The organism is Kitasatospora sp. NPDC001603, assembly GCF_040298365.1.
In the GTDB taxonomy this organism is placed as follows: domain Bacteria; phylum Actinomycetota; class Actinomycetes; order Streptomycetales; family Streptomycetaceae; genus Kitasatospora.
The window spans coordinates 15,542-40,078 of record NZ_JBEPAA010000039.1; the positions used below are offsets into that span (position 1 = coordinate 15,542).

Sequence of the window (24,537 nt, forward strand, 5' to 3'; positions counted from 1 at the left end):
GGGTCACCGGGCGGCGGCGGCCGGGACGCGGTCGGACGCGGTGGGGGCGTGCAGGGCGTCGAGGGTGGGGACGAGGTCGGTGGCGCTGGCGAGCACGCGGTCGACGCCCAGGTCGTAGAGGCGGGTGACGGAGGACTCGTCCTTGACGCTGCCGACCGAGAGGTTGCCGCCGACCACGACCGGGCAGTGGATGCGGCCGGAGCGCTTGGCCTCGGCGAGGCCGTGCAGGTCCTCGTGGATCTGTCCGTTGAGGCTGCCGATGAGGACGGCCTCGGCCTGCGGGTGGCGCTCGCACGCGTCGGCGAACTCGTCGACCGGGGTGCAGGTGCCGAGGTTGACGACGGTGAAGCCGTCGGCGCGCAGGGCGTGGGCGATCAGGTGGTTGGCGACGGCGTGGCTGTCGCTGGCCGCGACGCCGAGGATCACCAGGCGGCCGCCGCGTTCGGGGGCGCCGGTCGGACGGGTGGGCAGGGGCATGGGCGTGGGCATGGGGAACCGCCTATCCGTGGAGTGCGGGCGGGTACGGGGTGGTGTGTGGGGCGGAGCGACCCGAGGGCCTGGCGGTCGTCGGGTGCGGGCGCCCGGTCAGTCGTCGAAGGCGGCGAACAGCTCGCGCTTGCTGACCGAGCGGATGCGGGCGACGTCGAACTCCTCCGGGTCGGCCGCGGAGAGCGAGTCGAAGACCCGGTTGATCGCGGCGACCAGGCCCCACTCGGCCGTGTAGGCCGGCCAGTTGCGGTGGCCGTCGACGAGGTCCTGCTGGCGGGCGAAGATGTAGTCGTGCCACTGCCGGCTGGCGGGGTAGCGGTGGTGGTAGTCGTGGACGACGGTGTCGCCCGTCAACACCAGGTAGCGGGTCGGGAAGTGCACCAGCGCCATCCGGCCGCTCCAGCGCAGCCAGCGCAGCGCGGCGGTGGCGGCGGGCAGGCCGGGGGCGGGCGCCGCCTCACCGATGAAGATCGCGTTGGTCAGGCTCCCGAAGTACTCGCGGCCGCGGCGCACCGTGGTTCCGGGCGCGGGGAAGGTGTGCTTGACGCACAGCCGCAGCGTGTTGCTGATCTGGTAGAGCACGCCGACCGGCACGAACCAGACCACCAGCACGGCCGGCCAGGCCCCCAGCAGCACCGCCGCGACCCCGCCGCCGCCGTACAGGGCGACGGCGACGGCCTTCTCGGCGGCGGCGCTGTTGTGCCAGAAGGAGCGCACCCGGGAGATCGCGAAGGCCAGGTGGAACCGGGGCGAGACGGCCTTGAGCAGCACCCTGCGCCACATCCGGCGCCGGGTCATGCCCGGGTGCAGGTCGAGGCTGATGAGGAAGGCCTGGACGGTGGGGTCGCGCAACGTCATGTGGTGCACGGCATGGTGGTCGGCGACATGCTCGCGGCTGTAGCGCTCGAAGTTCTGGATCACCAGGAGGGCTGAGATGACGTTGCCGATGACGGTGTCCAGCCGGCGGTGTCCGAACATGTTCCGGTGCGAGCACTGGTGGTAGATCATCATCCGCAGGTTCCGCTGACCGTGCAGGGTCATCGCCCAGCCGGGAAGCAGCAGGAGCAGGAACCAGGTGCCCAGGACGAAGCCGGTGGCCGAGACCGCGGCGCCGGCCAGCACGGACAGCGAGGCGGTGGCCAGGTGGAAGCCGGGTGACAGGGCCACCGGGCGTTGGCCGGCCAGCGGGCGCCCGGTCAGGAAGGTGAGCGGCAGCTGGAGCGGGCCGGGCAGGCGCCGCATGCTCTCGCGCACCGGGTCGGCGGCCGTCTCGTCGCCGGGCGTCTCGTCGCCGGCCGGGCGTGCTGCGGCGGCCGCCTTCGCCGCGACGGTGGTGCGCGGTGCGGTGGCGCTCGGTGGTGCGGTGGTGGTGCGCGGTGCGGTGGTGGTCGGTGGTGCGGTGGTGGTCTGCGGCGCGTCGTCGGAGTCGGTGTGGCGCGTCGTCGGAGAGTGCGACGCGGTGTTGCCAGGTCTCATGGCGGGCGTGCCTTTCTGCCGGGCGGCGGCATGACGCTTCGCCCGCTCCCCCCCCGTGGTGCGCACGGGCATGGCGGAGCGGGGCACGGCGATGGTCGTGAAACCGCTGTTCGAACAGCACACAGGTCTGGACAACGGGATGGCGCGAGGAAATGCCCGGCCCACGGCCGGTAGGGCCGGATGAACCGGGAGGAACGCGGGGGCGGCCCGAGGGTGGACGTCCCAGGCGGCGGGCGGCGGGCGGCGCGGCGCCATAGTGGCGCAACCTTGTCATGTCGCCTGCGGTCAGTGCGGCTTTACGCTAACCACGGCTCTCGGATCAAGTCAAGCGGCATCCGAGTGGCGAGTGACATCCCGTCAGCTCTGGTCAGTGCGAACGCGAATGGGTTACGCTCGCCAGAACTGGTGAACGAACCTGACTGGCAATCAGGGAGTGACTCCGCCGGCGGACGAGGGAACGCGACGGGGTCCATTCTGATGCCTGGTGGTACGCAAGGTGCCCCCACCTGGGGGTTTCCATAGGGGGAAGGAACTCACAGTGCAGACCATGCGACAGCCCTGTGGTCGAACCGGATCCACGGCCGCGGCCGGCGCCTTCCGTGCGCCGGTCACCAGATCCAGACACCTCGCGAACCCAGCGCTCTCCGCCCGCACCGTCCGCGGCCATGCCCGGTCCCGCGCCTGCGCACCCGGCGGCAGACGGCGGCTGCACGACATCTGCGCGCACCAGTGGTCATGAAGGGTCGGCAGGTCCCTGTTGCGCGCCTCCTCGACGAAGGACGGCGCGCGTTCGTGGTCACCGTCCTGTCGGCACGACCCGGACCGCAGGGGCAGCGGCACCGCCCGCCGGCCGGGACCGCGCACCGGGCCGACCGCCTGCCGCGCCTCGGCGGTCGGCGCGCCGGACCGCACGGCGCACCCGCTGTGCCGTCGCAGCGCGCCCCTTGCCGTCCTCGGTCGCGTCCGGCCCGCCTGCTCGTCATGGCTGTTCGGGGTGGCCAGGCTGTCCAGAGCCCGGCCCGCCGGCCGCTCGGTCTTCGCGGTGCGCCCCTGCCGGCTCCGCACCCCCGCGCCCGCCCGGTGTGTCGGAGTCGTCGGTACGGGTGTCAAGTGATCGGCGCCGGAAAGCAGTTCTCGTGACTGTTCGACGGCTCGGCAGTGCGGTCCGTCCTTCGCCCCGATCCCCGTCCCGACCGCCGCCCGCGCCGTCGAGACCTGCGACCGCTGGGCCGCGGGTGCCTGCCGGGCCTCCTGTCGGCTCCCGACTCCCGCCGACGGGCGTCCGGGTGTGCGCTCCATCGCCCCGGGCTCCCCGGGCGGCCCGGTCTGTGCGGTGGCGGCCTGCGCCCGCGCGGAACCGGCCCGCGCCCGGTCGGCGCCGCGCTCGGCCGGTGGTACGGCCGGGCCTGCGGCGAGCCGGCCGCGTGTCCGCGGCGAGCGGCGGGGGTTGTCCGTCTCCAGGCGCGAGCGGTGGTCGGGCGACACCTGGCCGACGGCCGGCCGGGTCTGCTCGGCGTGCCGCTCCGGGCGGAAGCGCCCCGGCCGCCGGCCCGTCGCCGGCTGCTCCGCTGTCGTCACCATGTCACCGCCGCTCCCGCTCCGTCACCGTCACCGCTACTGCCGCCGTTCCGTCACCGCTCGGTCGTCGTCACCGCTCCGCCACCGTCACCGCTCCGCCACCGCTTCCGCCACCGCTCCGCCACCGCCGCCGTCCCGGTGCGCCGATCGCCCCCGAGAGGAGGGACCCTCGATGCCGGTGCTGTCGGACGCGTTCGCCACTCGCATTCCGGCTCCGTTCGCCGAAGGGTCTCGGGCCCGCGTGGCGCGGCCCCGAGGGCGACCGCGGGGAAGTCCCGCGGCCGGCGGTCGGGCTCCGGCTGCCTGGAACGGCCCGGGCCCGCCCCCTGGCGCACCCCGCGAGGGGTGGCCGGTGCGGCCCGCGGCCGTCCCCGCGCGTCCGTTGTTTGCGACAAAGCTATGACAGGGTTTGTCAACTGGCAATGCCCGGAGCGCAGTCGGCGCCGTCGGAGGGTCTGCTGGTGCCGGTCGTGTCCTCCGCCAGGACGAGGGCGAGCAGGCCGGGGAAGCGCGCGTCGAACTCGGCTCGGCGCAGCCGGTTGTAGCGCCGGGCGCCGGCGTCGCGCTGCTCGACCAGGCCGCTCTGGCGCAACACCGTGAAGTGGTGACTCCGGGTCGCCTTGCTGACGCCCAGTTCGAAGGTGCCGCAGGCGCGACTCCAGTCCGCGCTGCCGGCCAGCTCGCGCACGATCGTGCGCCGCACCGGATCGGCGAGCACCTGCAGCACCTCGTGCAGCGTCACCGCCGCCGGGTCCGTGTGCTCCAGGCCGCGCGCCCGTCGGGAGAGGCTGTCACCCGCCGGAGTCAACGCACTTGACGAACCGTCACGGATGCGACTTTCATTCATGGTGATCGACCTCCATCGAACACTATAGACCGCGAACGCCTCTCGCGGACCAGGACCGACGACTTCCCATCCGAAGGAGGGCCGCCCCGATGAGCGAGGCCATCGAGACCCCCGGGCGCGCCCTGCTCCCGCGCCGCCGCCCCGGCGCCGGCGGGCCGGCCGGCACCTCCGGGCCCGGCGCGGGCGCCCTCGGCTCGGTCTGCCTCGGCTTCTTCATGGTCCTGCTGGACGGGAGCGCGCTCAACGTCGCCCTGCCCGACCTCAGCGCCGAACTCGGCGGCTCCCTGGCCGCGTTGGAGTGGACGGTCAACGCCTACACCGTCGCCATGGCCGCCTGTCTGCTCGGCGGCGGCGCCCTCGCCGACAAGCTCGGTGCCCGCCGCCTGTTCCAGGTCAGCCTGCTGCTCTTCGTCGCGGCCTCGGCCGCCTGCGCGGCCGCCCCCGGCATCGGGGCCCTGATCGCCGCCCGCGCCGTCCAGGGCGTGGCCGCGGGCGGCCTGCTGCCCGCCTCCCTGGCGGTCATCGCGCACATGTACCCCGAAAGCGCCGCCCGTGCCCGGGCCTTCACCATCTGGGGCGGCGTCAGCTCGCTGGCCCTGGTGGCCGGTCCGGTGGCGGGTGGCGCGCTGACCGCGGGCGTCGGCTGGCGGGCGATCTTCCTGGTCAACGTCCCGATCGGACTGGCCGCAGCCGTGGTCTGCGGGCGCAAGGTGGCCCCCTCGCCGGTGCGCGCCGTCCGGCTGGACGTGCCGGGCCAGCTCGCCACTGCGGCCCTGGTCGGCTCCGGCATCGGCACCCTGGTCCAGGCCGGAGCGCTGGGCTGGAGCGCGCCCCTGACCCTGGTCCTGGCCACCATCACCCTCGCCGCCGCCGTCGCCTTCGTCGTCGCCGAACGCCGCGCCGCCCACCCCGTGCTGCCCCTGGACGCCTTCCGCCGCCCCGGCTTCACCCCCGCCCTCACCGTCGGCGCGCTCTACCAGTTCGGTGCCTACGGCGCTCAATTCGCCATCTCCCTGCACCTGCAACGCCATTGGGGGCGGGACGCGCTCGGGGCCGGCCTCGCCTTCGTCCCCTTCGCGCTCTGCTGGAGCCTGGCCTCCTTCGTCCTGGCCCGCGCCGTCCAGCGCACCGGGGTGCGGGCCCTGCTGATCATCGGCGCGGCCACCGCCGCCGTAGGCGCCCTCACCCTGCTGCCGCTGGCCGCCACCCCCGACTGGTGGCTGTTCACGGCCGGCAGCTGCCTGCTCGGGCTCGGCGCCGGCCTGATGGGCCCCTCGCTGCCCACCCTGGCGCTGCGGGCCCTGCCCCCCGACCGTTCCGGGCTCGCCTCCGGCTCCCTCAACGCCTTCCGCCAGATCGGTGGAGCGGTCGCGATCGCCCTGTTCGGCCCGGTCCTGGCCGGCACCGGCGCCGGCGGCCTGCGCATCTGCCTGGCGCTGGTCGCGGCCGGCTTCGTGGCCGTCAGCTGGGCGGTGCACCGCAGCGTGCGCTGACCCCGAGCAGCCCCGGCCCCCCGGCCTTCCCCCTCCCATCCCGACCGACGATCCGAGGAGAACGAACACCCATGCGTGCAGTGGTGGTCCACCAGCCCGGCGGCCCCGAGGCCCTCACCCCCGTCGACCTTCCGGACCCGGTGCCGGGCCCCGGCGAGGTCCTGGTCCGTACCGGCGCCATCGGCGTCAACTTCAAGGACGTCTACGAACGCGAGGGGCGTACCGGCGCGACCGTCCCCTTCACCCCCGGCTGCGAGGGCGCCGGCACCGTCGTCGCCACCGGCCCCGGCGTCACCTCACCCGCCGTCGGCGACCGCGTCGCCTGGTGGGCCGCCCCCGCCAGCTACGCCGAACTCGTCGTCGTGCGGGCCGACGCCACCGTGCCGGTGCCCGACGACATCCCCGACACCGATGCCGCTGCCGTCCTCCTCCAGGGCCTCACCGCCCACTACCTGACCACCAGCACCTGGCCCGCCCGCAAGGGCGCCACCGCGCTGGTCCACTCCGCCGCCGGCGGCCTGGGTTCCCACCTGACGCGCCTGCTCGCCGCCGCCGGGGTCCGGGTGATCGGCACGGTCTCCAGCCCGGCCAAGGCCGCCGCCGCCGCCGCGGCCGGTGCCGAGGAGGTGATCGTCCGCACCCAGCAGGAGTTCGCCGCCCGGGCGCGCGAGCTGACCGGCGGCCGCGGCGTGGACGTCGTCTTCGACGGCATCGGCCGCGACACCTTCGGCGCCGGCCTGACCTGCCTGGCGCGCCGCGCCACCTTCGTCCTGGCCGGTGCCGCCTCGGGCCCGGCCCCCGCCCTCGACCCCCAGTCCCTCGCCGGCCACGGCTCCGTCTTCCTGACCCGCCCCACCCTGGTCGACCACGCCACCGACCCCACCGAACTGCGTGCCCGCGCGGCCGAGGTCTTCGACTGGCTGCGCGAGGGCCGCCTCACCCTCACCATCGCCGCACGGCACCCCCTCGCCGATGCCGCCGCGGCCCACACCGCCCTCCAGTCCGGCCACACCACCGGCAAACTCCTCCTGCTCCCCACCGCCTGACCGCCGCTGTGCGGGCGCCCCCGTCACCGGCTCCCCGGGGCGCCCGCCGGCCACGGTACGGAGTCGTCACGAGGTCCCCGCTGTGCTCGGCGGCCTGCTGTTCCGGTCACCCGCCGCACCTTTCCCGGTCCCCCCGCATGTTGCGGATCGCCCCTTCGGCCCGGGAGGGCGGACCGCAGGCCGGGAGGAGCGCCGGAGCCGGCCAGGTCACCGCCCCACCGACGGCTCAGCCGCGGGAATCCCGGCAGGCTACGCCCCTGGCTGCCACGAGTGCGGCGTCAGGCCGCGTCCGGTAGGGCCTGCCGGCGGGGCGGGGCGGCCGAGTGCGTGCCGCGGCGCGCACCCTCGTCGTCAGTTCCCGTCCGAGTGGGCCCGGAGGTCGGCCAGAACCCGCCGGAGCCCCTCGACCGTCCGGTCGAAGGCCGCGGGCTGCTGCTGGGCCCGGGCCAGGACGTACCCGCCCTGCACGGCCGCCATGACCAGGGAGGCCGTCGCCGCCGGGTCGGTGCCGGGCCGCAGCTCGCCCGTACGCACTCCCTCGGCGAGTACCGCGGTCAGCCGTTCGTCGAGCCAGCCGAAGAACTCGGCCAGCGGGGCGCGGAGGCGCTCGTCGGTGACGATGTCGTAGTCCTGGGTCAGTCGCCCCATCCGGCAGCCCGCCAGCGGGTCGCGTTCGAGGTCGAGGAACGCGTTGACCCGGTCGACGGCCCCGCCCTCGCCGCCCAGCGCGGTCTCGGCCCGGGTGCGGAGCTCCTCGCTCATCCGCGCCATGGCCGCCAGCGCCAGCTCCGCCTTGCCGGAGAAGTGGTGGTACATGCTGCCCTGCCCGGCCTGCGCGCGCTCCAGGACCTTGGCCGGACTGGTGCCGGTGTACCCGCGTTCCCAGAGGAGTTCGGCCGCGGCGCGGGTCAGCGCCTCCTTCTTCGTCATGCCGCTCAGTGTACCTACCACTCGTTACAGCGGAACCGGGCAAGACCGGACCGGGAAGCCGAACCACAGCCCGGTGCACCGGATACGGACAGAGGTGCGACAACCCGCCCGAACCTCAGGCAAACGGTCAGATTCCTGCCCTGGTGGTTAGACTCCAGCACGGAGGCGAGTTCCCTGGACCGGCCTCCTCCTTCTGGCCCTGCCCAGTGGTCTCAGTGTGGCCCGGTCACGACTCCGGGCGGCGATCGTCGAGGACGGTGGCTCTTTGATCGGCGCGCAGATCGCCGGCTACCAGCTGGAACGCGAGATCGGCCGTGGCGGGATGGCCGTCGTCTATCAGGCGAAGGATTTGCGGTTGAACCGCATGGTGGCGCTGAAGCTGCTCGCGCCCGAGCTGGCGCGGGATGACGTCTTCCGTCGACGCTTCATCCGAGAGTCGCGTGTTGCCGCGGCTATCGACCATCCACATATCGTGCCGATCTTCGCGGCTGGGGAGTTCGACGGTTTCCTGTACATCGCCATGCGCTGTGTCGAGCTGGACCTGGGAGCCCTGCTGGACCGGGACGGGCGCCTTCCCGTGACGACTGCGCTGCTCATCGCCGGGCAAGTGGCGTCGGCACTGGATGCGGCGCACGAGCACGATCTCGTCCACGGGGATGTGAAGCCCGGGAATATCCTGGTTGCCAGGAGCAGCGGCAGCGAAGATCCCTACTATGCATATCTCACGGACTTCGGGATCACGAAATCACCGGACGCCCCCATCGTGTTGGAGCACTTCATCGGAACCGTGGACTACGTCGCGCCGGAGCAGATCTTGGGCAGTCCGGGGGACGGGAGGTCCGATCTGTACGGTCTGGCCTGCGTCGTCTACGAGGCCCTGACCGGTGAACCGGTGTTCCAGCGTGACAATGACCTCGCGCTGTTGTGGGCGCACCAGTACGAGCCGCCGCCGGACTTGTCCCGGAAGTGCCCGGGCATCGCGCCGACCGTCGACCGCGTGATGGCGAAAGCCCTGGCCAAGCCTCCTGCGGATCGCTACAGATCGTGTCGGGAGTTCGTGACCGCGTTGCGTTCCGCCGCACGCATCGGGGAGACGGACTCTCCGTAGCGGAACGTCGGATCTGACGCGACTCAAGCCGTCAACGCCGATGGCGCCGTGATGCTCCGCTCAGGTGACGTGCGAGAGGCCGGGGGTCCCACGGCCACCTCCAAGTTCCGGGCTCGGGCATGCTGCAGTGGTGACCCGTGGACGCTGGTGGCAACGCCGATCGCAGAATCCAAGCGGTCGGTACGCGCCAGACCTATGGCCTGTGTGGATCGTGGCCTGCCTTGCTGTTGTCGCGGTCTGCTGTGCCGGAATCGGTGGGTACTGGTTGGTGAGTCGGCTCACGGAAGGGCCGGCCGACGGGCCGAACTCCGCAGAGACCACCAGCGCGGCAGACGCCATCAGACTCACCATCGCCATTCTGACGGTGTTTGGTGCGGTGCTCGCCGGCGTCTACGCCTACCGGAAACAGCGAATCGCCGAAGGGGAAGCTCATCGGTCGGACGCCACCCAGTTCGCCGAGCGCTACACCACCGCGGCCGGCCAGCTCGGCCATGACACACCGGCGGTACGCCTTGCCGGCGTGTACGCGATGGCCCGGCTGGCCGATGACTGGGAGGACCAACGCCAGGTCTGCATCGATGTGCTGTGCGCTTATCTGCGCATGCCCTATGAATGGGACCCCGAGTCCGAGAGGTACCGGAAGGGAGAACGGGAGGTCCGGCACACCATCATCCGGGTCATTCGCGACCACCTTCAGGGGCGGCAGGAACGGACGTCCTGGTCGGCCTACGCTCTTGATTTCACGCGCGCCACCTTCGACGGAGGTGACTTCTCCGGCAGCCACTTCCACGGCAGCGTCTCCTTCGCCGGTGCCGAATTCATCGGAGATTCGTTCATCTTCGACGAAGCGCGGTTCAGCGATGGCACGGTGGTCTTTCGCGGCGCACGGTTCAGCAGCTGCACGGTCAGGTTCGACAAAGCCCGATTCGACGGCGGCACCGTCAACTTCGACGAGGCGCGGTTCAGCAGCGGTACTGTCGCCCTTCGTGGCGCTCTGTTCGACCCGTCCGGAACAATCACGTTCCACGACGCGCGGTTCAGTGGCGGGACGGTCGCCCTCGACGAGGCCGAGTTCAATGGTGGCACGGTCAGCTTCGAGCGGGCGCGGTTCACCGACAGCACCGTCACCATCAACCATGCGAGGTGTACCGCCGGCTCGCTCGCCTTCCACCGTGCGCAGTTCAAAGGTGGCACGGTCAGCTTCGACCACGCGCAGTTCGTCGGCGGCGTGGTCGCCCTCGACGATACGGAATTCACGGACAGCACGGTCAGCTTCTACGCCGCGCGGTTCGCTGATGGCACCATCACACTTGACTACGGACAGTTCACCGGCAGCACGGTCACCTTTCATCACGCACGGTTCGGAGGGGGCAGGGTCACCCTCGACCGCGCCAGGTTCACAGGGGGCATGCTCTCCTTCGTCCGTGCCCAGGTGACCGAGGGCGTCGTCGCCTGCGAGGAAGCGCAGTTCAGTGGCACCAGCGTCCGCTGGGGCCGCCTGCGGCCACCGGAGGGGTGGAGGGCGTGACGTCGTGGCCCTCCGACGTGTCCCGTCGTCGGTCGCCGGTCGATCCTCGGTCACCGCCCTGGACTTCGCTCCGGGGCCGATGGCTGCGACCCCGAGGCACTCACCCCGGAAGCCCAGGGGAGGGTGAGGCTCACCTGGAAGCCGCCGTCGGCGGCCGGGCCGGTGGTGAGGTCGCCCCGCAGCATCGTGGCGCGCTCGCGCAGGCCGGTCAGGCCGTGGACCGGCGGCGTCCGACTCCGAGGGGGCCGGCCGGCTTCGGCGGCCCGGTCGTCACCGCGGCGGCCGTCGCCCGCCCCGCCGACGGCCGGTCCGGCCGAACTCGACCCGGATGGGGGTGCGTGACATTGCTCCGGCGGGGCAGACGGCAGACCCGCCGTGACGAAACTGGGGAGACCAGAGGGATGGATGTGTTCCCGACCCGCACCACGATGTGCCTGCAGACCGACCCGGACACGCTCGTGTCGGTAGCCGTGGAGCTGTCCTACAGCAGCGGCGACCCGTACGCCGTCCACTGCTTCTTCCCCGATGAACCGGTACCCGTGTCCTGGACCTTCGGCCGTGACCTGCTGGCCGCCGGGCTGGAGCGCGTCTGCGGCGAGGGCGACGTCCGGATCGAACCGGCCGACCGGCAGCACACCTGGATCGCCATCTCAGACGGGGACAGCCGTGGCGTGGCCCTGCTGCTCGCCCGCACCCGCGACCTGGCCGACTTCCTGGCCCGCACCTACCGGGCCGTACCCGTGGGCACCGAGGGCCGGCACATCGACTGGGACGCCTGTATCGGCCACCTCCTCAACCGGGAGAGCGGCCAGGACTCGCGCACGGCGTAGCGGGCCGGACGCCGGCGGGGTCGAACCCGGCGGCGGGCGCCGCACGAGGTGTCGCGGGAGCGGTGCACCAACCCCGTCGGGCGGCGTGCATGTCCGCCGGCCGGGTAGACGCGCAGTGGCAGCCGGCCGTCGGGTCGGAGCCATTCATCCGCCAGGGGCCGGAGTCGTCGTCCGGCCCCTGACCGCGCCCGCAGGCGGCTGACCGCGCCCGGTGACGGCCGACCGCGCCCGGTGGCGGCCCGGGGGTCAGGACAGGCAGGCGGCGGAGATGATGCGCAGCCCTCGCACGCTCCGCAGGATGCGGTGCTCGCCGGTGCAGGCGATCTCCACCTGGAGGGCGCCGTCGCTGTCGGCGAAGACGCGGTGCCCGGCCGGACCGGTGCGGGTGCTCGCCGTCACGACGGCGGGGCGGACCGTGCCGACCGCGTCGCGCAGGCGCAGGGCGTAGGCGCTGCCGGGGGAGATGGTCATCGGGGTCACCCCGTGAGCGGGCGGAAGCCGAGGAGCCAGCCCAGCGCGTGGGCCGCGCCCGCGGGCCCGGGCGCGTTCGGGTTCGGGGAGCGCGGGGTCGCGGGCGGCGTCGATGGCGGCGCGCTCCTCCACGGCGAGGTCGAGTCCGGGGAGCGGCAGGGCGACGGCCCGGCCGGTGACCGGCGCGGGCCGGTGGGGCTCCAGGGCCCAGCGGTAGGCGCGCAGCGCTCCCCGGGCGGCGGCGTCGGCGTGCTGGGCCGGCCGGTCCGCGGTGGCCTGGACGACGTGGCGGGGCCGGACGGCGATGAACGCCTCGCTCCCGTCCTCGGACATGCGAATCACCTCGCGGACTCGGCGGACTGTGCGCTACGCACGCGCACGCGACCCACCTTGCCGCGCCGGACGGGGTGCGGCGCGGCAGCGGGACCGATCGTTCGCCCAGCCGGGGGACGGCCCGTACCGGGGCCGTGCCCGCGCGGTCGGCCGCGTCTCAGCGACCGCCGCGGCCTGCCGGCCGGTCGGCGTCGGCCTCCTCGTCCTCGTCCTCGTCCTCGGCCTCCTCGTCCTCCTCGTCCTCGCCGTACTCCTCGTCCTCGTCGTCGTACCCCTCGTCCTCCTCCGCTTCTTCCTCTTCCCCTTCGTCCTCGTCCTCGGCGTAGTCGTCGTCCGCGTACTCGTCCTCCGGCTCCTCGTCCTCGTCGTCGTACCCCTCGTCGTCCTCGGCGTCCTGGCCGGTCGCCTCGTCGTCCTCGTCGACCTCGGTGTCCTCCCCGTCCTCGGTGTCCTGGCCGGTCGCCTCGTCGTCCTCGTCGACCTCGGTGTCCTCGCCGTCCTCGGTGTCCTGGTCGGCCGCCTCCTCGTCCTCCATGGCCTCCTCATGGGTGCGGACGACCTCGCCGTCGCGGATCTCCCCGCGCCAGCCGTCGACCTCGTCGTCACCGAAAGTGACGTAACGCTGGAAGTTCTTGAAGTCCAGGCGCAACCGGCGGCCCTGGGCGCGCCACAGGTTGCCGGTCTTCTCGAAGAGCCCCGAGGGGAAGTACTCGACGACCAGGACGATCCTGGTCAGGGTCGGGGTCAGCTCGTGGAAGCTGACGGCGCCGTGCGTCGTGCCCTTGGCGCCCTCCGAACTCCAGACGATCCGCTCGTCCGGCACCTGCTCCTGGACCGTCGCCTTCCAGCTGCGGGTGGAGGGGCCCACCTTGACCTTCCAGTCGCTGCTGACGTCATCGCCCTTGTTGACGCTGCGCACGCCCTTGGTGAACCCGCTGAACTGCTCGTACTGGGTCCACCGGTCGTACGCGAGGCGCAGCGGGACACCGACGTCGAGCACCTCGACGATGTTCATCACCTTGGTGCTGCCGGCCTTCTTGCCGCCCTTCCCGCCCTTGCCGAAGGCCTCCTTGAACTTGCCGACGACGTTGTCCTTGAGGCTCTTGGCCTTCTCCCCGACGAAGGCCTTCACCGGGGAGTCGCCCTGGAGGACGCGGGCGCCGACCGCGGGGAGGGTCCCGCCGTTCGCCGCGACGTCGCTGAGCTGGTCGGTCACCTCGGTGAGCTTGCCCCCGGCCTTCTCGGCGAGATGTTCGGCCTGCGCGCCGAGGTAGTGGACGACCTCTTCGCGAAGCCTGTCCAGGCCCGAGACGTCGTCCGTGTCGGGGGCGCCGCGCTGCGTGGTGGTCATGATGCCCTCCCGCGCCCGGACCGGGCCGCCGGCTTCGTCCCGGCGGTCTTCTTGGCGGTGGCCTTCTTGGCCGGGGCCTTCTTCGCGGGAGCCCGTTTCGCGGTCGCGGCCGCCTTGCCGGCGGGCTTCGCCCGGGCCGCGGTCGTCGTCTTCTTGGCGGGCGCCGTCTTCTTCGCCGCGGCCTTCCGGGCCGGTGCCGTCTTCCGGGCAGGCGCCGTCTTCTCGGCGGTCGCCTTGCCGGTGGGCGCGCTCCTCTTGGCCGCGGGGCGGCTCTCGCGCGCTGTGGCCGAAGCCGGCTTCTTCCGGGCGGGCTTCTCGGCGGCGGGTTCGGCGGAGTCCGTCTCCTTCGGCGGCCGCCTCCGGGAGCGGGGTGCGGCGCTCGCGCTCGGGCGGCGGCGCCGGGGCCGCTCGGGCTCGGCCTCCTCCTCCGTGTCCGCCTTGCGGGCGCTGCGTCGGCGCTTCTGGGGCTCCGGCGGCGGCTCCTCGTCCTCGCCCTGTTCGTCCTCCGGCTCCCGGTCCTCGTCCTCGTCCCGGTCGTCACCGGCCTCGTCGTCCTCTTCGTCCCCCGTGTCTTCCGTGTCCTCCGTCTCGTCCTCCTCGGCGTCCTCCTCCTCGTAGTCGGCCGGCTCGTCCTCGTCCTCCTCCGGCCCGTACTCCTCCTCGTCCTCGTCCGGCGGTTCCTCCTGCTTCTTCGCGCCGATGTTCCTGGTCCGGTCGCGCAGGGTGTCGGCGAGGTTGGTCAGCTGGCGGTCGGCAGCGGCGGCGACCGCCTTGCGTCCGGCCGAGAGCAGCTCGCCGCGGACCTGTTCGTTGAGTTCCGCCATCTGGGGGGTGTCGGCGAGCTTGCGCAACCCTTCGGTCGCCAGCTGACGCGGGTCCAGGCCGAAGCGGCGGCCGGCCAGGTAGGTGGCCGCGGCGAACGCCATCCTGCCCTTCTTCACCCGACCGAGGACGTACCCGCCGGCGACCGCGGCGGCGAGGGCGATCTTGGTGGTGTCGTTCATGAGGTCTTCCCTTCAGGCGGCATGGCCAAAGGGCCGAGGAGCATCGCGCGGAGGGCAGCACTTCGTGCACATGTCGCGGTCCGGGTCGCCGCACCCCGCCCCACCGACGCGTGTTCCCAGCTGGGATGTTCCTATTCGGCGCGCGCGCGTTTGCCTGATCCCGGCCCGGGGCAGGCGTGCGGCCGGGACAACAGCCCGGAGATGGTCATGGCCGCAGATCCCGAGGGGCCCGCGCGCAGGACGCGGCGTCCTTCCGACGAGGACAGCCCACCGGCCCGTACTCCTACGGCCCGGCGGGCCGCGGCGGCCCCACGGCGGCGGCCGCGCAAGGTGTCCGCTCCGCAGGCCATCCGGTGTGCGGCCCGGCAGCTCGAAGAACTGCTGGGCCGGGCCCCGGAGTCGGTCTCCGCGGTGAAGCCCGCCGAGGACGGCTGGCAGGCGGACGTCGAAGTGCTGGAGCTGGAGCGGATTCCTCCCACCACCAGTGTGATGGCCACCTACCGGGTCACCCTGGACGCAGAGGGTGAACTGGTCGCCTACGAGCGCACGCGACGGTACAGCCGGGGCCAGATCGACCGGCTCTGACTCGGCGTCGCCCGAAGACCGCGCCGTCGTCCGAGAACGCGTCATCGCCCGAAGACTCGCCGGCGCCCGAAACGCCGTCCCGGCCGGTCCGCCGTACCGCGGCCGCCGGAACGCCCGACCGACACGAGAGGAACGGTCACCCGCACATCGCTGCGAGCGACCGGGAACGGAGCCCAGCGTGACAGTCGTACCGCAGTCAGCAGGCGGGGGCGTGGCCTCCCGCGGTGCGGGGCCCGGCGGCGCCGGGTCCGGCAACCTGTACGACATCCTCGAACTCATCCTGGACCGTGGCCTGGTCATCGACGTCTTCGTCCGGGTCTCCCTGGTCGGGATCGAGATACTCAAGATCGACGCCCGCATCGTGGTCGCCAGCGTGGACACCTATCTCCGGTTCGCGGAGGCCTGCAACCGTCTGGACCTGGAGTCCGGGCGCAAGGCACCCGCCCAACTGACCGACATCGTCGGCGAGGTCACCGAAGGCGGGGCCAAGGGCAAGAGCAAGGGTGCGCTGACCGGCGCCGTCGAGGCCGTCACCGACGCCGTGCGCGGCGGCCGCGACGAGGAGAAGGAGCCCGCCGAGAAGCGCGAGCGCCCGGCCCGCCGACCGGCCCGGCACCGCGAGGAGTGAACCATGGCCGTCTACGTCTACTCCATCGTCGCCGGCACGCATCCGCTCGACCTGAGCGGCCTCGCGGGAGTCGGAGCGGACCCCGCCGCCCTGCGGACCGTCGACAGCGGACGGCTGACCGCGGTCGTCAGCGACGCGCCGCCCGGCCTGCGCGCCAAACGCCGCGACCTCGCCGCCCACCAGGCGGTGCAGGAGCGCCTCATGGCCGGCGGCACGGTTCTCCCGCTGCGCTTCGGCCTGACCGCCCCCGACGACGACGCCGTCCGCGCGGCCCTCACCGAAAACGCCGAGCAGTACGCGGCCCGGCTGAGCGAACTCGACGGGTGCGCCGAGTTCCACCTCAAGGCCACCGAGGACGAGGAGAGCCTGTTGCGCCGGATCCTGGCGGAGTCGCCGGAGGCCCGGCGCCTCAACGACGAGATCCGCGGCGGGCGCGCCGCCCCCGACGCGCCGGTGGTGCTCGGCGAACTCGTCTCCCAGGAGGTGCGCGCCCGCCAGGAGGCTCTCGCCGCCGGCATCACCCAGGCGCTGCGGCCCCACGCGCGCGACGAGCGATCCTCCCCGCCGTCCGGCGATGTCTTCCTGAGCATCTCCTTCCTGGTCGCCCGGGACGCCGAGGACGCCTTCCTGACGGCCGAGAAGGGCCTCGTCGCCGAACTCGGTGACAGCGTGGACCTGCGCCTGCACGGTCCGTTGCCCGCGTACAGCTTCGTCTGAGTCCGAGGTCGCGGAGAAGACGACGCGGAGAAGATGATGCGGAGGAAGCGAGGAAGCCATGGGTCTGATCACGCAGATCCTCACCCTGCCGCTGGCACCCGTCCGCGGCGCCGTGTGGGTGGCCGAACGCATCCAGGAAGCAGCCGAGCAGCAGTACTACGATCCCGCGCCCGTCGAACGCGAACTGGCCGAACTGGAGCAGGCCCTGCTCGCCGGCGACATCGACGAGGAGACCTTCGACCGCCGGGAGGACGAACTCCTCGACCGGCTGGACGAGATCAGGGCATGGCAGCGCGGGGAGCCGTGACCCGCCCGGGCCCGGCCAGGGGCCCGAACCAGGAGAGGAAGGCCGAACGGTCGTGACACAACCCATCGCCGACAGGTTCGGCTCCACCTCCTCCCGAGCCGCACCGCCTTACGCCCAGGGCTCCTCCGCCAACCTCGCCGACATCCTCGAACGCGTCCTCGACAAAGGCATCGTCATCGCCGGCGACATCCAGATCAACCTGCTCGACATCGAACTGCTCACCATCAAACTGCGCCTGCTGGTCGCCTCGGTGGACAAGGCCAAGGAGATGGGCATCGACTGGTGGGAGCACGATCCCTCGCTCTCCTCGCGCGCCCGGGGCGACCGCCTGCCGGCCGCCGACCGGGAGCCGGCACGGGAACTGGAGGCCGAGAACGAGCGCCTGCGCGGCGAACTCGCCCGGCTGCGGGCGGAGCCGGGCCTGCCACCGGCCGCCGAGGAGCCCCCCGTCCGCCGCCCCGCACGCGCGAAGCGCGCCGCCCCGGCGCCCCGCACGCGACGCACCCGGGAGGAGTGATGGCCGGCACCGTCGTCTACGCCTACGCCATCGCCCGGAGCACCGAAGCCCTCGGACCCGCCGCCGCCGGCGCGCACGGGATCGCCGGCGCCTCGGTGCTGCTCCTGCACGCCGACGACCCCGGGCTCGCGGCGGCCGTCAGCCGCGTCCCCGCCGAGGACTTCCGGCAGGACGCCCTCGCCGAGCACCTGGAGGACCTCCAGTGGCTCGAAACCGCGGCCCGGGCCCACCACGCCGTGGTCGCCGCGCTCGCCGCGGTCACCACCGTCCTCCCGCTGCGCCTCGCGACGGTGTACTTCGACGACGACGGCGTGCGCAGCGCCCTCGACGCCCGGCAGGACGAGTTCACGGCGGCGCTCGACCGGCTCGCGGCGCAGGTCGAATGGGGCGTGAAGATCTATGTCGAGGCTCCGGCACCGGATCCGGTGCCCGAGGGTCCGCCGCCCGCGGACGTCGGGCCGGGCCGGGCGTACCTGCACGCCCGGAGGGCCGTGCGCGACCGGCACGCGGAGCGCTACCGCGCCGCGGAACAGGCGGCGGCCCGGGTCGAGGCCGCCGCGGCCCGACTGGCGGTGGCCCGGGCGCACCACCGCGTCCACAGCGGGGAGCCGGTGGGGGAGCAGGGCGAGAACGTGCTCAACGACGCCTACCTGGTGCCCGTGGAGCGGGCCGGGGTGTTCCGCGAGGACGTCCTGCGGGCGGGGCAGGGGCTGAACGGGGTCCGCGTCGAGGTCACCGGCCCGTGGGCGCCCTACTCCTTCGCCGTCCTGCCCCAGGACGAGCCGACGGGTGGTGGACGGCCGGTATGAACGGTCAGCAGCCCGGGCCGGGCGACCGGTACGGCGGGCAGGAGCCGCTGCCGGACCGCCGGATCGCCCTCGTCGACCTCCTGGACCGGCTGCTGGGCGGGGGTGTCGTCCTCACCGGCGACATCGTGCTGTCCGTCGCCGACGTCGACCTCGTGCGCATCTCGCTGCGGGCCCTGATCGTCTCGATCAGCGGCCCGGAGCTCTCTCCGTGGCAGGACGGCAGGCGGCTCGGCGGTGATGCGCCGTGAGCCCCTCGGACGCCGACCGCGCCGGCGGTGCCGGCCGCGCCGACCGCGATGGCCGGGACCGTCGCTACGCGGAGGTCGCCGCGGCCGCCGATCGCGCGTTCCGCCTGCTGCCCGCGTCCCCCGGGGACGGCCGTCGGGTGCGGGACCGGCAGCCCCACCCGGCCCGCAGGATCAACACCGACGGCACCGACCCCGAGAACGTCGAACGGGACCTGGTCCAGCTCGTGCTCACCCTGGTCGAACTCCTGCGGCAGCTCATGGAGCGCCAGGCGCTGCGCCGGGTCGACGCCGGGGACCTCAGCGAGGAGCAGGAGGAGCGACTCGGTGCGACCCTGATGGCGCTTCACGACAGGATGGACGACCTCTGCGCCCGCTACGGCCTGAACCGCGCGGACCTGAACCTCGACCTCGGCCCGCTGGGAAGCCTCCTACCGCCCCCGTAGCCGGCCCCCGGCATCACCGGCCGTCCCGCCGTCGGCGGCCGTCCCGCTGTCACCGGCCGTCCCGCCATCGGTGGCCCCCGCCATCGGCGGCCGTCCGGCCGTCGGCGGCCCTCCCGCTATCGGCGGTCGCCCCAGACCGAGGCGGCGATGCCGACCCGGTTCCGCACGCCGAGCTTGCGCTGGATGTTCGCCAGGTGGTTCTTGACCGTGCCGGCCGAGATGAACAACTGCTCGGCGATCTCCGCGTTGGTCGCCCCGCCCGAGACCAGCCCGGCGATCTCGGTCTCCCGCGGGGTCAGCGGCTCGGCGGGCTCCGCCTGCGGCGACGCCGGGGCGGGGGCGGCCAGTTGACGCAGCAGCCGGACGGTGACCTGCGGGCTGATCAGGGTGTCACCGGCCACCGCCGCGCGGACCGCCTCGACCAGCAGGGCGGGGCTGGACCGCTTGAGCAGGAAGCCGGCCGCGCCGTGCCGGAGCGCGGCGTGCACGTACTCGTCCAGGTCGAAGGTGGTCACCACGACCACCCGCAGCGGGTCGGCCACCTCGGGCCCGGCCAGTCGCCGGGTCAGTTCCAGGCCGTCCAGCTTCGGCATCCGGATGTCCGCCAGCACCACGTCGGGGCGGAGCAGGCGGGCCTGTTCGAACGCGGCGAGGCCGTCGGCGGCCTCCGCCACCACGGTGAGGTCGGGTTGGGCGTCCAGGATCATCCGGTAGGCCGCGCGGATGTCGTCGTGGTCGTCGGCCAGGAGGACGCGGATGCTCATGAGGCCCCTTCGGCCGGCAGCGGAAACGTGGCGGTGACCAGCCAGCCCTGCCCGGCGCGCCCGGCGTCGAGCGTACCGCCGAGCGCCTCGACCCGGGCGGCCAGGGCGCTCAGCCCGTGCCCGCCCCGGTGCCGGGGCGGGCTCTCCACCGCTCCGCCGTCGTCGGCGACGGTCAACTCCAGCCGCTGCCCGTCGAGTCGGCGGAAGGACACGGTGACCGACCGGGCGGCGGGGGCGTGCCGCCGGACATTGGTCAGCGCCTCGGCCACGATCCGGTGGACGGTGGCCCCGGCCTCCCGGCCGACCGGCCGCTCCGGCAGGTCGAGCCGGACCTCGGGGGCCCCGGAGGCGGTGAACCGTTCGGCCAGCGCGGGGAGTTCGGCCAGGCCGGGCTGCGGGGCCCGGCGGCCGGCAGCGTCCTCGTCCGGGGTGCGCAGCAGGGCGACCGTCCGGTCCAGCGAGGAGAGCGCCTGCTGGCCGGACTGCTCGATCCGCCGGAACACCTCGGCCAGTTCGGGGTGCGGCTCCGCCAGGAAGCCGCCGGCCTGGGCCAGCGCGACCATCCCGCTGACGTCGTGGGCCACGAAGTCGTGCAGGTCGTGGGCGAGTTCCAGCTGTTCGGCCCGGCGCGCGGCCGCCACCTCGCGGCACCGGAGGCCGTCCAGCGACCAGAGGTAGAAGCCGACCAGCGCCGCCCCCAGGGCCCCGACCGCGCCGAAGCCGAGCAGTCCGACCTGCTGCCAGCCCTCGACCGGCGCGGCATAGCGCAGCGGCCAGCAGAGCAGCGCCGCGGCCAGGACCCCGACGGCCACCCGGCCCCGGCCGGTGCGCACCGTCATCGTCACCAGGACCAGCAGCCCGATCAGTTCGGCCACCCCGACCGTCCCCGCCGGGCCGTCCTCGCCGAAGCCGCCCAGCGCCGCCCCGACGGCGGTCAGCGCGAGCGAGACCACCCCCGCCGCCGCCGTCGGCCGTGGCCGCCTGATCCGCAGTGCGGCCGCCACCGCGAGCACCGGCACGATGCTCCCCCATTCCCCGATCATGCGCCCAGCCTATGCACCGGGCGGCGCCGCCACCCGTGCCGAACGGCACAGGCCGGGGCGGCGGGGCGCCCGCGGACCTCCCGATCGGCATCTGCCGCCGGTACCGGCCCCGCCGCCAGGCTGGAGGCACACCGAACGACGAGAGGAACTCCGATGCTGGACACCGCGGTCGCCCCCACCGCCAGTGCCGTCGCCACCCCGCTCCCGTACCGGCCCGCCGCACCGTGGGCGGTCCGGGTGGCCAAGGTCGCGGCGCTGACCGCCGTCCCGTCCGGGCTCTGGCGGGTCGCCCTGGGCGTCGGCGTCCCGGTCGGATTCTCCGGGGCGATGGAACGGCAGATGACGGCTCACATGCCGGGCTGGGCCACCCTCTACGTGCTCGCCCTGAGCGCGCTCGCCGAGACGCTGGCCTTCCTCACCCTGGGCCTGGTCCGCCCCTGGGGCCGGGTCACCCCCCGCTGGCTGCCGCTGATCGGCGGCCGCCGGGTGCGTCCGTGGGCCGCCGTGGTCCCCGCCGGGCTGGGGGCGGTGGCGGTCACCGCGCTCACCTTCGCCGCCGCCTTCGGCGGGTGGTACGGCCCGGACGCCATGGGCAACCCGGAGGCCCCGCACGGCCTGGCCGGTCTGGCCATGACCCTCTGCTACGCCCCGCTGCTGCTCTGGGGCCCGTTGCTCGCGATCGTCACCGTGGACTACCACCGCCGTTCCGGGGCCGGCGCGCGCTGATCCGTCGCCGCGGGGCCGGCCCGGCGCCGCCGGGCGGTCGCCGGATGGGTGCCGCTGGGTGGCATGCGAACGATTCCTCGTCGAGGCTGGGCGGGAGTCCCGCGGCGGAGAGGTGCGGTGTCGATGTTCGATACGAGCTTTGCGTTCCCGCGTTCCCTCCTGCACCCGGTGTCCGGAGCGCGGGGCCGGGTCGCCGTCCCCTGTGGACCGGTCTGACGTATCACCCCGAATCCCGGGCCGCAGCCTGGGAGTTGCTCGGCCACTACACCCCGCAGGACCATCACGCGGCACTCGCCACGCTCCCCGCCCTGGGCCTGTCCGCCAAGCTCGGTGGCGACCCCGTCCGACCCCTCGCCGCCGAACTCCTCCGCCTCGCCCGGGCCGGCCTGTCCGCCCGCGTCGCCGCCGGCGTCGAGCCTCCGCACGTCCCCGCCTACCTCGACCCGCTGGACGACCTCGTCGAGACCGGCAGCACGTTCGCCGACCGGTGCCTGCGACGCTGGCACGGCGACCTCCACCGGGACCCCGCCCGCTACGTCGCCGCGTACCGCGTCTGACCCCGGACGCCGCCCGCGCTCCGACACCGACCACCGGGCCACCGTCCGCCGGGGCGTGCGGGCCCGGCCCCGCTTCCCGACGCCGGGTGCCGCCACCCGGAACCACGGAGGTGTGTCGTACGTCGTAATCGGGGGTGATCGGCCGGGGGGACAGGCCGCCCGGCACGTTAGGCTGCATCTTTCGGGGAGCGGCCTGGTGCCGCCATCGGATCGTCGTCGAGACCCATCCGGACCGGGCACGGCCCGTCCCACGAACGGATCTCGTCCTGCCACGGAGGTACGGCCTTGCACATCGACGCCTGGATCGAGAGCGTCCCGCCGGGTGCGGTGTACGCCCTGGTCGCGCTGATCATCGGGCTGGAGTCCCTGGGCATCCCGCTGCCCGGCGAGATCGCCCTGGTGTCGGCGGCCCTGCTGTCCGCCCGCGGTGTGGTCAGCCCGGTCTGGGTCGCGGTCTGCGCGATCCTCGGGGCGATCATCGGCGACTCGATCGGCTACTCGATCGGGCGCAAGGGCGGCAAGCCGCTGTTCGAGAAGCTCGGACGGAAGTTCCCCAAGCACTTCGGGCCGGACCACCTGGCCAGTGCCGAGCGCTCGTTCCAGAAGTGGGGCATGTGGGCGGTCTTCTTCGGCCGCTTCATCGCGCTGCTGCGGATCTTCGCCGGCCCGCTCGCGGGCGCGCTGAAGATGCCGTACTGGAAGTTCCTGATCGCCAACGTGCTGGGCGGCGTGGTCTGGGCCGGCGGCACCACCCTGCTGGTGTACCAGGTCGGCAAGGTCGCCGAGCAGTGGCTGTCGCGCTTCTCCTGGGTGGGTCTGCTGCTGGCCGCGGCCGGCGGCGCCCTCTCGGCCTGGCTGATGAAGCGCCGGGCCGGCAAGGCCGCCCGGGCCCGCGAGGCCGAGGAGGCGGCGGCGGCCGCCGCCGAGCCCGCGGTGGGCGCTCCCGCGGTGGACTGATCGGCACCGGAGCGTTCCAGCAGAGCTGTCTTCCCGCCGGGGTAGCATCGGGCTACCCCGGCGGTGGCATGTAAAGCAGCAGGTGGAGGGCGTTGTGGCAGAGCAGACGTGGGACGCGGTGGATGCCTACTTCTCCGAGCGGCTGGTCGGGCACGACCCGGCGCTGGAGGCCGCGACGGCCGCCGCCGAAGCCGCGGGGCTGCCGCCCATCGCGGTGGCGCCCAACCAGGGCAAGCTGCTGCACCTGCTGGCCCTCACCCAGGGCGCGCGGCGCATCCTGGAGGTCGGCACGCTCGGCGGCTACAGCGCGATCTGGCTGGCCCGGGCACTGCCCGCCGACGGCACCCTGATCACCCTGGAGATCGACCCGGCGCACGCCGGGGTCGCCCGGGCGAACCTCGCCCGGGCGGGCCTGGAGAAGGTCGCCGAGGTCCGGCTCGGCCGCGCCGCCGACTCGCTGGCCGCGCTGGTGGCGGACGGCGCCGAGCCGTTCGACCTGGTCTTCATCGACGCGGACAAGCAGAGCAACCCCGAGTACTTCGCCCGGGCGCTGGAGCTCACCGCCCCGGGCTCGCTGATCGTGGTCGACAACGTGGTGCGCCGCGGCGCCGTCGCCGACCCGGACAGCGACGACCCGGCGGTGGTCGCGATCCGCCGGCTGCACGACCTGATCGCCGCCGAGCCGCGGGTGTCCGCGACCTCCGTACAGACGGTCGGCAGCAAGGGCTACGACGGTTTCACCCTGGCCCGCGTCCAGCGCTGAGCAGTGCGCGACGGCGCCGGGCAGGGACGAGCGAGGGAGAAGAGAGAGCATGCGGATCGGACTGCTGGGCACCGGCCCCTGGGCGGAGCGGGTGCACGCGCCTGTACTGGCGGAGCACCCCGACTTCGAGCTCGCGGGCGTCTGGGGCCGCCGGCCCGAGGCGGCCGCCGCGCTCGGCGAGGCGCACGGCGTGCCCGGCCACCAGGACCTCGACCGGCTGCTCGCCGAGGTGGACGCCGTCTCCATCGCGCTGCCGCCGACCGTCCAGGCGGACCTCGCGGTGCGCGCCGCCGAGGCCGGCTGCCACCTGCTGCTGGACAAGCCGGTCGCGCTGACCGTCCCGGACGCCCGGCGGGTCGTCCAGGCCACCGAGGCGCACGGCGTCGCCACGGTGGTCTTCTTCACCGTCCGCTTCGGCGGCGAGCAGCTGCCGTGGATCGAGAAGCAGGCCGCCACCGGCGGCTGGTTCACCGGCCGCTCCGACTGGCTCGGCTCGGTCTTCGCCCCCGACAGCACCAGCCCGTACGCGGCCTCGCCCTGGCGGCAGGAGAAGGGCGCGCTCTGGGACGTCGGCCCCCACGCGCTCTCGGTGCTGCTCCCGGTGCTGGGCGACGCGGTCCGGGTGACCGCGGTCGCCGGCCCCCGGGACACCGTCCACCTCGTGCTGCTGCACGCCGGCGGCGCGTCCAGCACCCTCGCGCTCAGCCTGACCGCCCCGCTCGCGGCCGGCGGCACGGGCATGGAGCTGCGCGGCGAGTCGGGCGTCGTCCACCTCCCCGAGCGCGGCGAGGGCCCGCTGGCCGCGCTCCACCGCGCCCTGGACGCCCTGCGCGACTCCGCCCGCACCGGCGAGCCCCACCCCTGCGGCGCGGCCTTCGGCCTGCGGGTGGTCGAGATCCTCTCCGCCGCCGAGCGCTCGCTGGCCACCGCCGCCCCGGTCGACGTCTGACGCGCCGCGCCCGTGCGGCGGCCGTCCGACGTCGACCGCC

Annotated in this window: 27 protein-coding genes; 18 read left to right on the top strand and 9 right to left on the bottom strand. The window is 73.9% G+C overall.

Annotation, left to right across the window (positions count from 1 at the left end; genetic code table 11):
• Positions 1-3: 3 nt before the first annotated feature.
• The 3 genes from ABT263_RS23470 to ABT263_RS23480 form a co-directional block, all read right to left on the bottom strand.
• Positions 4-489: a cobalamin-dependent protein gene (locus ABT263_RS23470; protein ID WP_352292950.1), complete on the bottom strand. Its 486-nt coding sequence runs from the start codon at positions 487-489 to the stop codon at positions 4-6.
• Between the two features lie 96 nt (positions 490-585).
• Positions 586-1,965 (bottom strand): fatty acid desaturase, encoded by a 1,380-nt coding sequence (locus ABT263_RS23475; RefSeq protein ID WP_352292952.1) that lies wholly within the window; start codon positions 1,963-1,965, stop codon positions 586-588.
• Positions 1,966-3,955: 1,990 nt separating this feature from the next.
• Positions 3,956-4,390 carry an ArsR/SmtB family transcription factor gene (locus tag ABT263_RS23480; RefSeq protein ID WP_352292954.1) on the bottom strand — a complete coding sequence of 145 codons (435 nt, stop codon included), beginning with the start codon at positions 4,388-4,390 and terminating at the stop codon, positions 3,956-3,958.
• 89 nt (positions 4,391-4,479) lie between these two features.
• Between ABT263_RS23480 and ABT263_RS23485 the strand changes: the two genes are divergently transcribed.
• Both ABT263_RS23485 and ABT263_RS23490 read left to right on the top strand, forming a co-directional pair.
• Positions 4,480-5,883 carry an MFS transporter gene (locus ABT263_RS23485; RefSeq protein WP_352292955.1) on the top strand — a complete coding sequence of 468 codons (1,404 nt, stop codon included), beginning with the start codon at positions 4,480-4,482 and terminating at the stop codon, positions 5,881-5,883.
• A gap of 71 nt (positions 5,884-5,954) precedes the next feature.
• Positions 5,955-6,929 (top strand): quinone oxidoreductase family protein, encoded by a 975-nt coding sequence (locus tag ABT263_RS23490; RefSeq protein WP_352292957.1) that lies wholly within the window; start codon positions 5,955-5,957, stop codon positions 6,927-6,929.
• Between the two features lie 351 nt (positions 6,930-7,280).
• Here ABT263_RS23490 and ABT263_RS23495 read toward each other — a convergent pair whose 3' ends face one another.
• Positions 7,281-7,859 (bottom strand): TetR family transcriptional regulator C-terminal domain-containing protein, encoded by a 579-nt coding sequence (locus ABT263_RS23495; protein WP_352292959.1) that lies wholly within the window; start codon positions 7,857-7,859, stop codon positions 7,281-7,283.
• 322 nt (positions 7,860-8,181) lie between these two features.
• On the opposite strand from ABT263_RS23495, the gene ABT263_RS23500 reads away from it, so the two are divergent.
• From ABT263_RS23500 to ABT263_RS23510, 3 genes are all read left to right on the top strand, one after another.
• Complete coding sequence (locus tag ABT263_RS23500; RefSeq protein WP_352293050.1) at positions 8,182-8,967, top strand: serine/threonine-protein kinase; 786 nt, start codon at positions 8,182-8,184, stop codon at positions 8,965-8,967.
• Positions 8,968-9,169: 202 nt separating this feature from the next.
• Positions 9,170-10,495: a pentapeptide repeat-containing protein gene (locus tag ABT263_RS23505; protein WP_352292961.1), complete on the top strand. Its 1,326-nt coding sequence runs from the start codon at positions 9,170-9,172 to the stop codon at positions 10,493-10,495.
• 401 nt (positions 10,496-10,896) lie between these two features.
• On the top strand, positions 10,897-11,325 hold the full coding sequence (locus ABT263_RS23510) for an SsgA family sporulation/cell division regulator (RefSeq protein ID WP_352292963.1): 429 nt from the start codon (positions 10,897-10,899) through the stop codon (positions 11,323-11,325).
• A gap of 246 nt (positions 11,326-11,571) precedes the next feature.
• Here the strand turns inward: ABT263_RS23510 and ABT263_RS23515 are convergent, their stop codons facing one another.
• The 3 genes from ABT263_RS23515 to ABT263_RS23525 all read right to left on the bottom strand — a co-directional run bounded on the left by ABT263_RS23515 (position 11,572) and on the right by ABT263_RS23525 (position 14,484).
• On the bottom strand, positions 11,572-12,129 hold the full coding sequence (locus ABT263_RS23515) for a DUF6296 family protein (RefSeq protein WP_352292965.1): 558 nt from the start codon (positions 12,127-12,129) through the stop codon (positions 11,572-11,574).
• A 157-nt stretch (positions 12,130-12,286) separates the two neighbouring features.
• Positions 12,287-13,480: an SRPBCC family protein gene (locus ABT263_RS23520; RefSeq protein ID WP_352292967.1), complete on the bottom strand. Its 1,194-nt coding sequence runs from the start codon at positions 13,478-13,480 to the stop codon at positions 12,287-12,289.
• Positions 13,477-14,484, bottom strand: a complete 1,008-nt coding sequence (locus ABT263_RS23525; protein ID WP_352292969.1) for a histone protein — start codon at positions 14,482-14,484, stop codon at positions 13,477-13,479. Before ABT263_RS23525 ends, ABT263_RS23520 begins: the two co-directional genes overlap by 4 nt.
• A gap of 207 nt (positions 14,485-14,691) precedes the next feature.
• On the opposite strand from ABT263_RS23525, the gene ABT263_RS23530 reads away from it, so the two are divergent.
• From ABT263_RS23530 to ABT263_RS23565, 8 genes are all read left to right on the top strand, one after another.
• The gene (locus ABT263_RS23530; RefSeq protein ID WP_352292971.1) at positions 14,692-15,069 is read left to right on the top strand and encodes a gas vesicle protein GvpO; all 378 of its coding nucleotides are present in this window, start codon (positions 14,692-14,694) and stop codon (positions 15,067-15,069) included.
• A gap of 178 nt (positions 15,070-15,247) precedes the next feature.
• Positions 15,248-15,697: a gas vesicle structural protein GvpA gene (locus ABT263_RS23535; RefSeq protein ID WP_329486070.1), complete on the top strand. Its 450-nt coding sequence runs from the start codon at positions 15,248-15,250 to the stop codon at positions 15,695-15,697.
• 3 nt (positions 15,698-15,700) lie between these two features.
• Positions 15,701-16,414 (top strand): GvpL/GvpF family gas vesicle protein, encoded by a 714-nt coding sequence (locus tag ABT263_RS23540; RefSeq protein ID WP_352292973.1) that lies wholly within the window; start codon positions 15,701-15,703, stop codon positions 16,412-16,414.
• Positions 16,415-16,472: 58 nt separating this feature from the next.
• Positions 16,473-16,721, top strand: coding sequence for a gas vesicle protein GvpG (locus tag ABT263_RS23545; RefSeq protein ID WP_329486068.1), 249 nt, complete (start codon positions 16,473-16,475; stop codon positions 16,719-16,721).
• Positions 16,722-16,773: 52 nt separating this feature from the next.
• A complete protein-coding gene (locus tag ABT263_RS23550; protein ID WP_329486067.1) occupies positions 16,774-17,238 on the top strand; it encodes a gas vesicle protein in 465 nt (154 codons plus the stop codon).
• Positions 17,238-18,047, top strand: coding sequence for a GvpL/GvpF family gas vesicle protein (locus ABT263_RS23555; RefSeq protein ID WP_352292975.1), 810 nt, complete (start codon positions 17,238-17,240; stop codon positions 18,045-18,047). The genes ABT263_RS23550 and ABT263_RS23555 overlap by 1 nt, the downstream gene beginning before the upstream one ends.
• Positions 18,044-18,295, top strand: a complete 252-nt coding sequence (locus ABT263_RS23560) for a gas vesicle protein (RefSeq protein ID WP_352292977.1) — start codon at positions 18,044-18,046, stop codon at positions 18,293-18,295. Before ABT263_RS23555 ends, ABT263_RS23560 begins: the two co-directional genes overlap by 4 nt.
• Positions 18,292-18,738: a gas vesicle protein K gene (locus ABT263_RS23565; protein WP_352292979.1), complete on the top strand. Its 447-nt coding sequence runs from the start codon at positions 18,292-18,294 to the stop codon at positions 18,736-18,738. Before ABT263_RS23560 ends, ABT263_RS23565 begins: the two co-directional genes overlap by 4 nt.
• A gap of 116 nt (positions 18,739-18,854) precedes the next feature.
• On the opposite strand, the gene ABT263_RS23570 is transcribed toward ABT263_RS23565, so the two are convergent.
• Together ABT263_RS23570 and ABT263_RS23575 are read right to left on the bottom strand one after the other, a co-directional pair.
• Positions 18,855-19,502 carry a response regulator gene (locus ABT263_RS23570; RefSeq protein WP_352292981.1) on the bottom strand — a complete coding sequence of 216 codons (648 nt, stop codon included), beginning with the start codon at positions 19,500-19,502 and terminating at the stop codon, positions 18,855-18,857.
• A complete protein-coding gene (locus ABT263_RS23575; RefSeq protein WP_352292983.1) occupies positions 19,499-20,545 on the bottom strand; it encodes a sensor histidine kinase in 1,047 nt (348 codons plus the stop codon). Before ABT263_RS23575 ends, ABT263_RS23570 begins: the two co-directional genes overlap by 4 nt.
• Positions 20,546-20,698: 153 nt before the next feature.
• Here ABT263_RS23575 and ABT263_RS23580 point away from each other — a divergent pair, with 153 nt between their 5' ends.
• From ABT263_RS23580 to ABT263_RS23600, 5 genes are all read left to right on the top strand, one after another.
• A complete protein-coding gene (locus ABT263_RS23580) occupies positions 20,699-21,271 on the top strand; it encodes a hypothetical protein (RefSeq protein ID WP_352292985.1) in 573 nt (190 codons plus the stop codon).
• A 251-nt stretch (positions 21,272-21,522) separates the two neighbouring features.
• The gene (locus tag ABT263_RS23585) at positions 21,523-21,828 is read left to right on the top strand and encodes a hypothetical protein (RefSeq protein WP_352292987.1); all 306 of its coding nucleotides are present in this window, start codon (positions 21,523-21,525) and stop codon (positions 21,826-21,828) included.
• Between the two features lie 285 nt (positions 21,829-22,113).
• Positions 22,114-22,785, top strand: coding sequence for a DedA family protein (locus ABT263_RS23590; protein ID WP_329486058.1), 672 nt, complete (start codon positions 22,114-22,116; stop codon positions 22,783-22,785).
• 94 nt (positions 22,786-22,879) lie between these two features.
• Positions 22,880-23,548: an O-methyltransferase gene (locus ABT263_RS23595; RefSeq protein WP_352292989.1), complete on the top strand. Its 669-nt coding sequence runs from the start codon at positions 22,880-22,882 to the stop codon at positions 23,546-23,548.
• 49 nt (positions 23,549-23,597) lie between these two features.
• Positions 23,598-24,497, top strand: a complete 900-nt coding sequence (locus tag ABT263_RS23600) for a Gfo/Idh/MocA family protein (protein ID WP_329486056.1) — start codon at positions 23,598-23,600, stop codon at positions 24,495-24,497.
• The last annotated feature ends 40 nt before the right edge of the window (positions 24,498-24,537 follow it).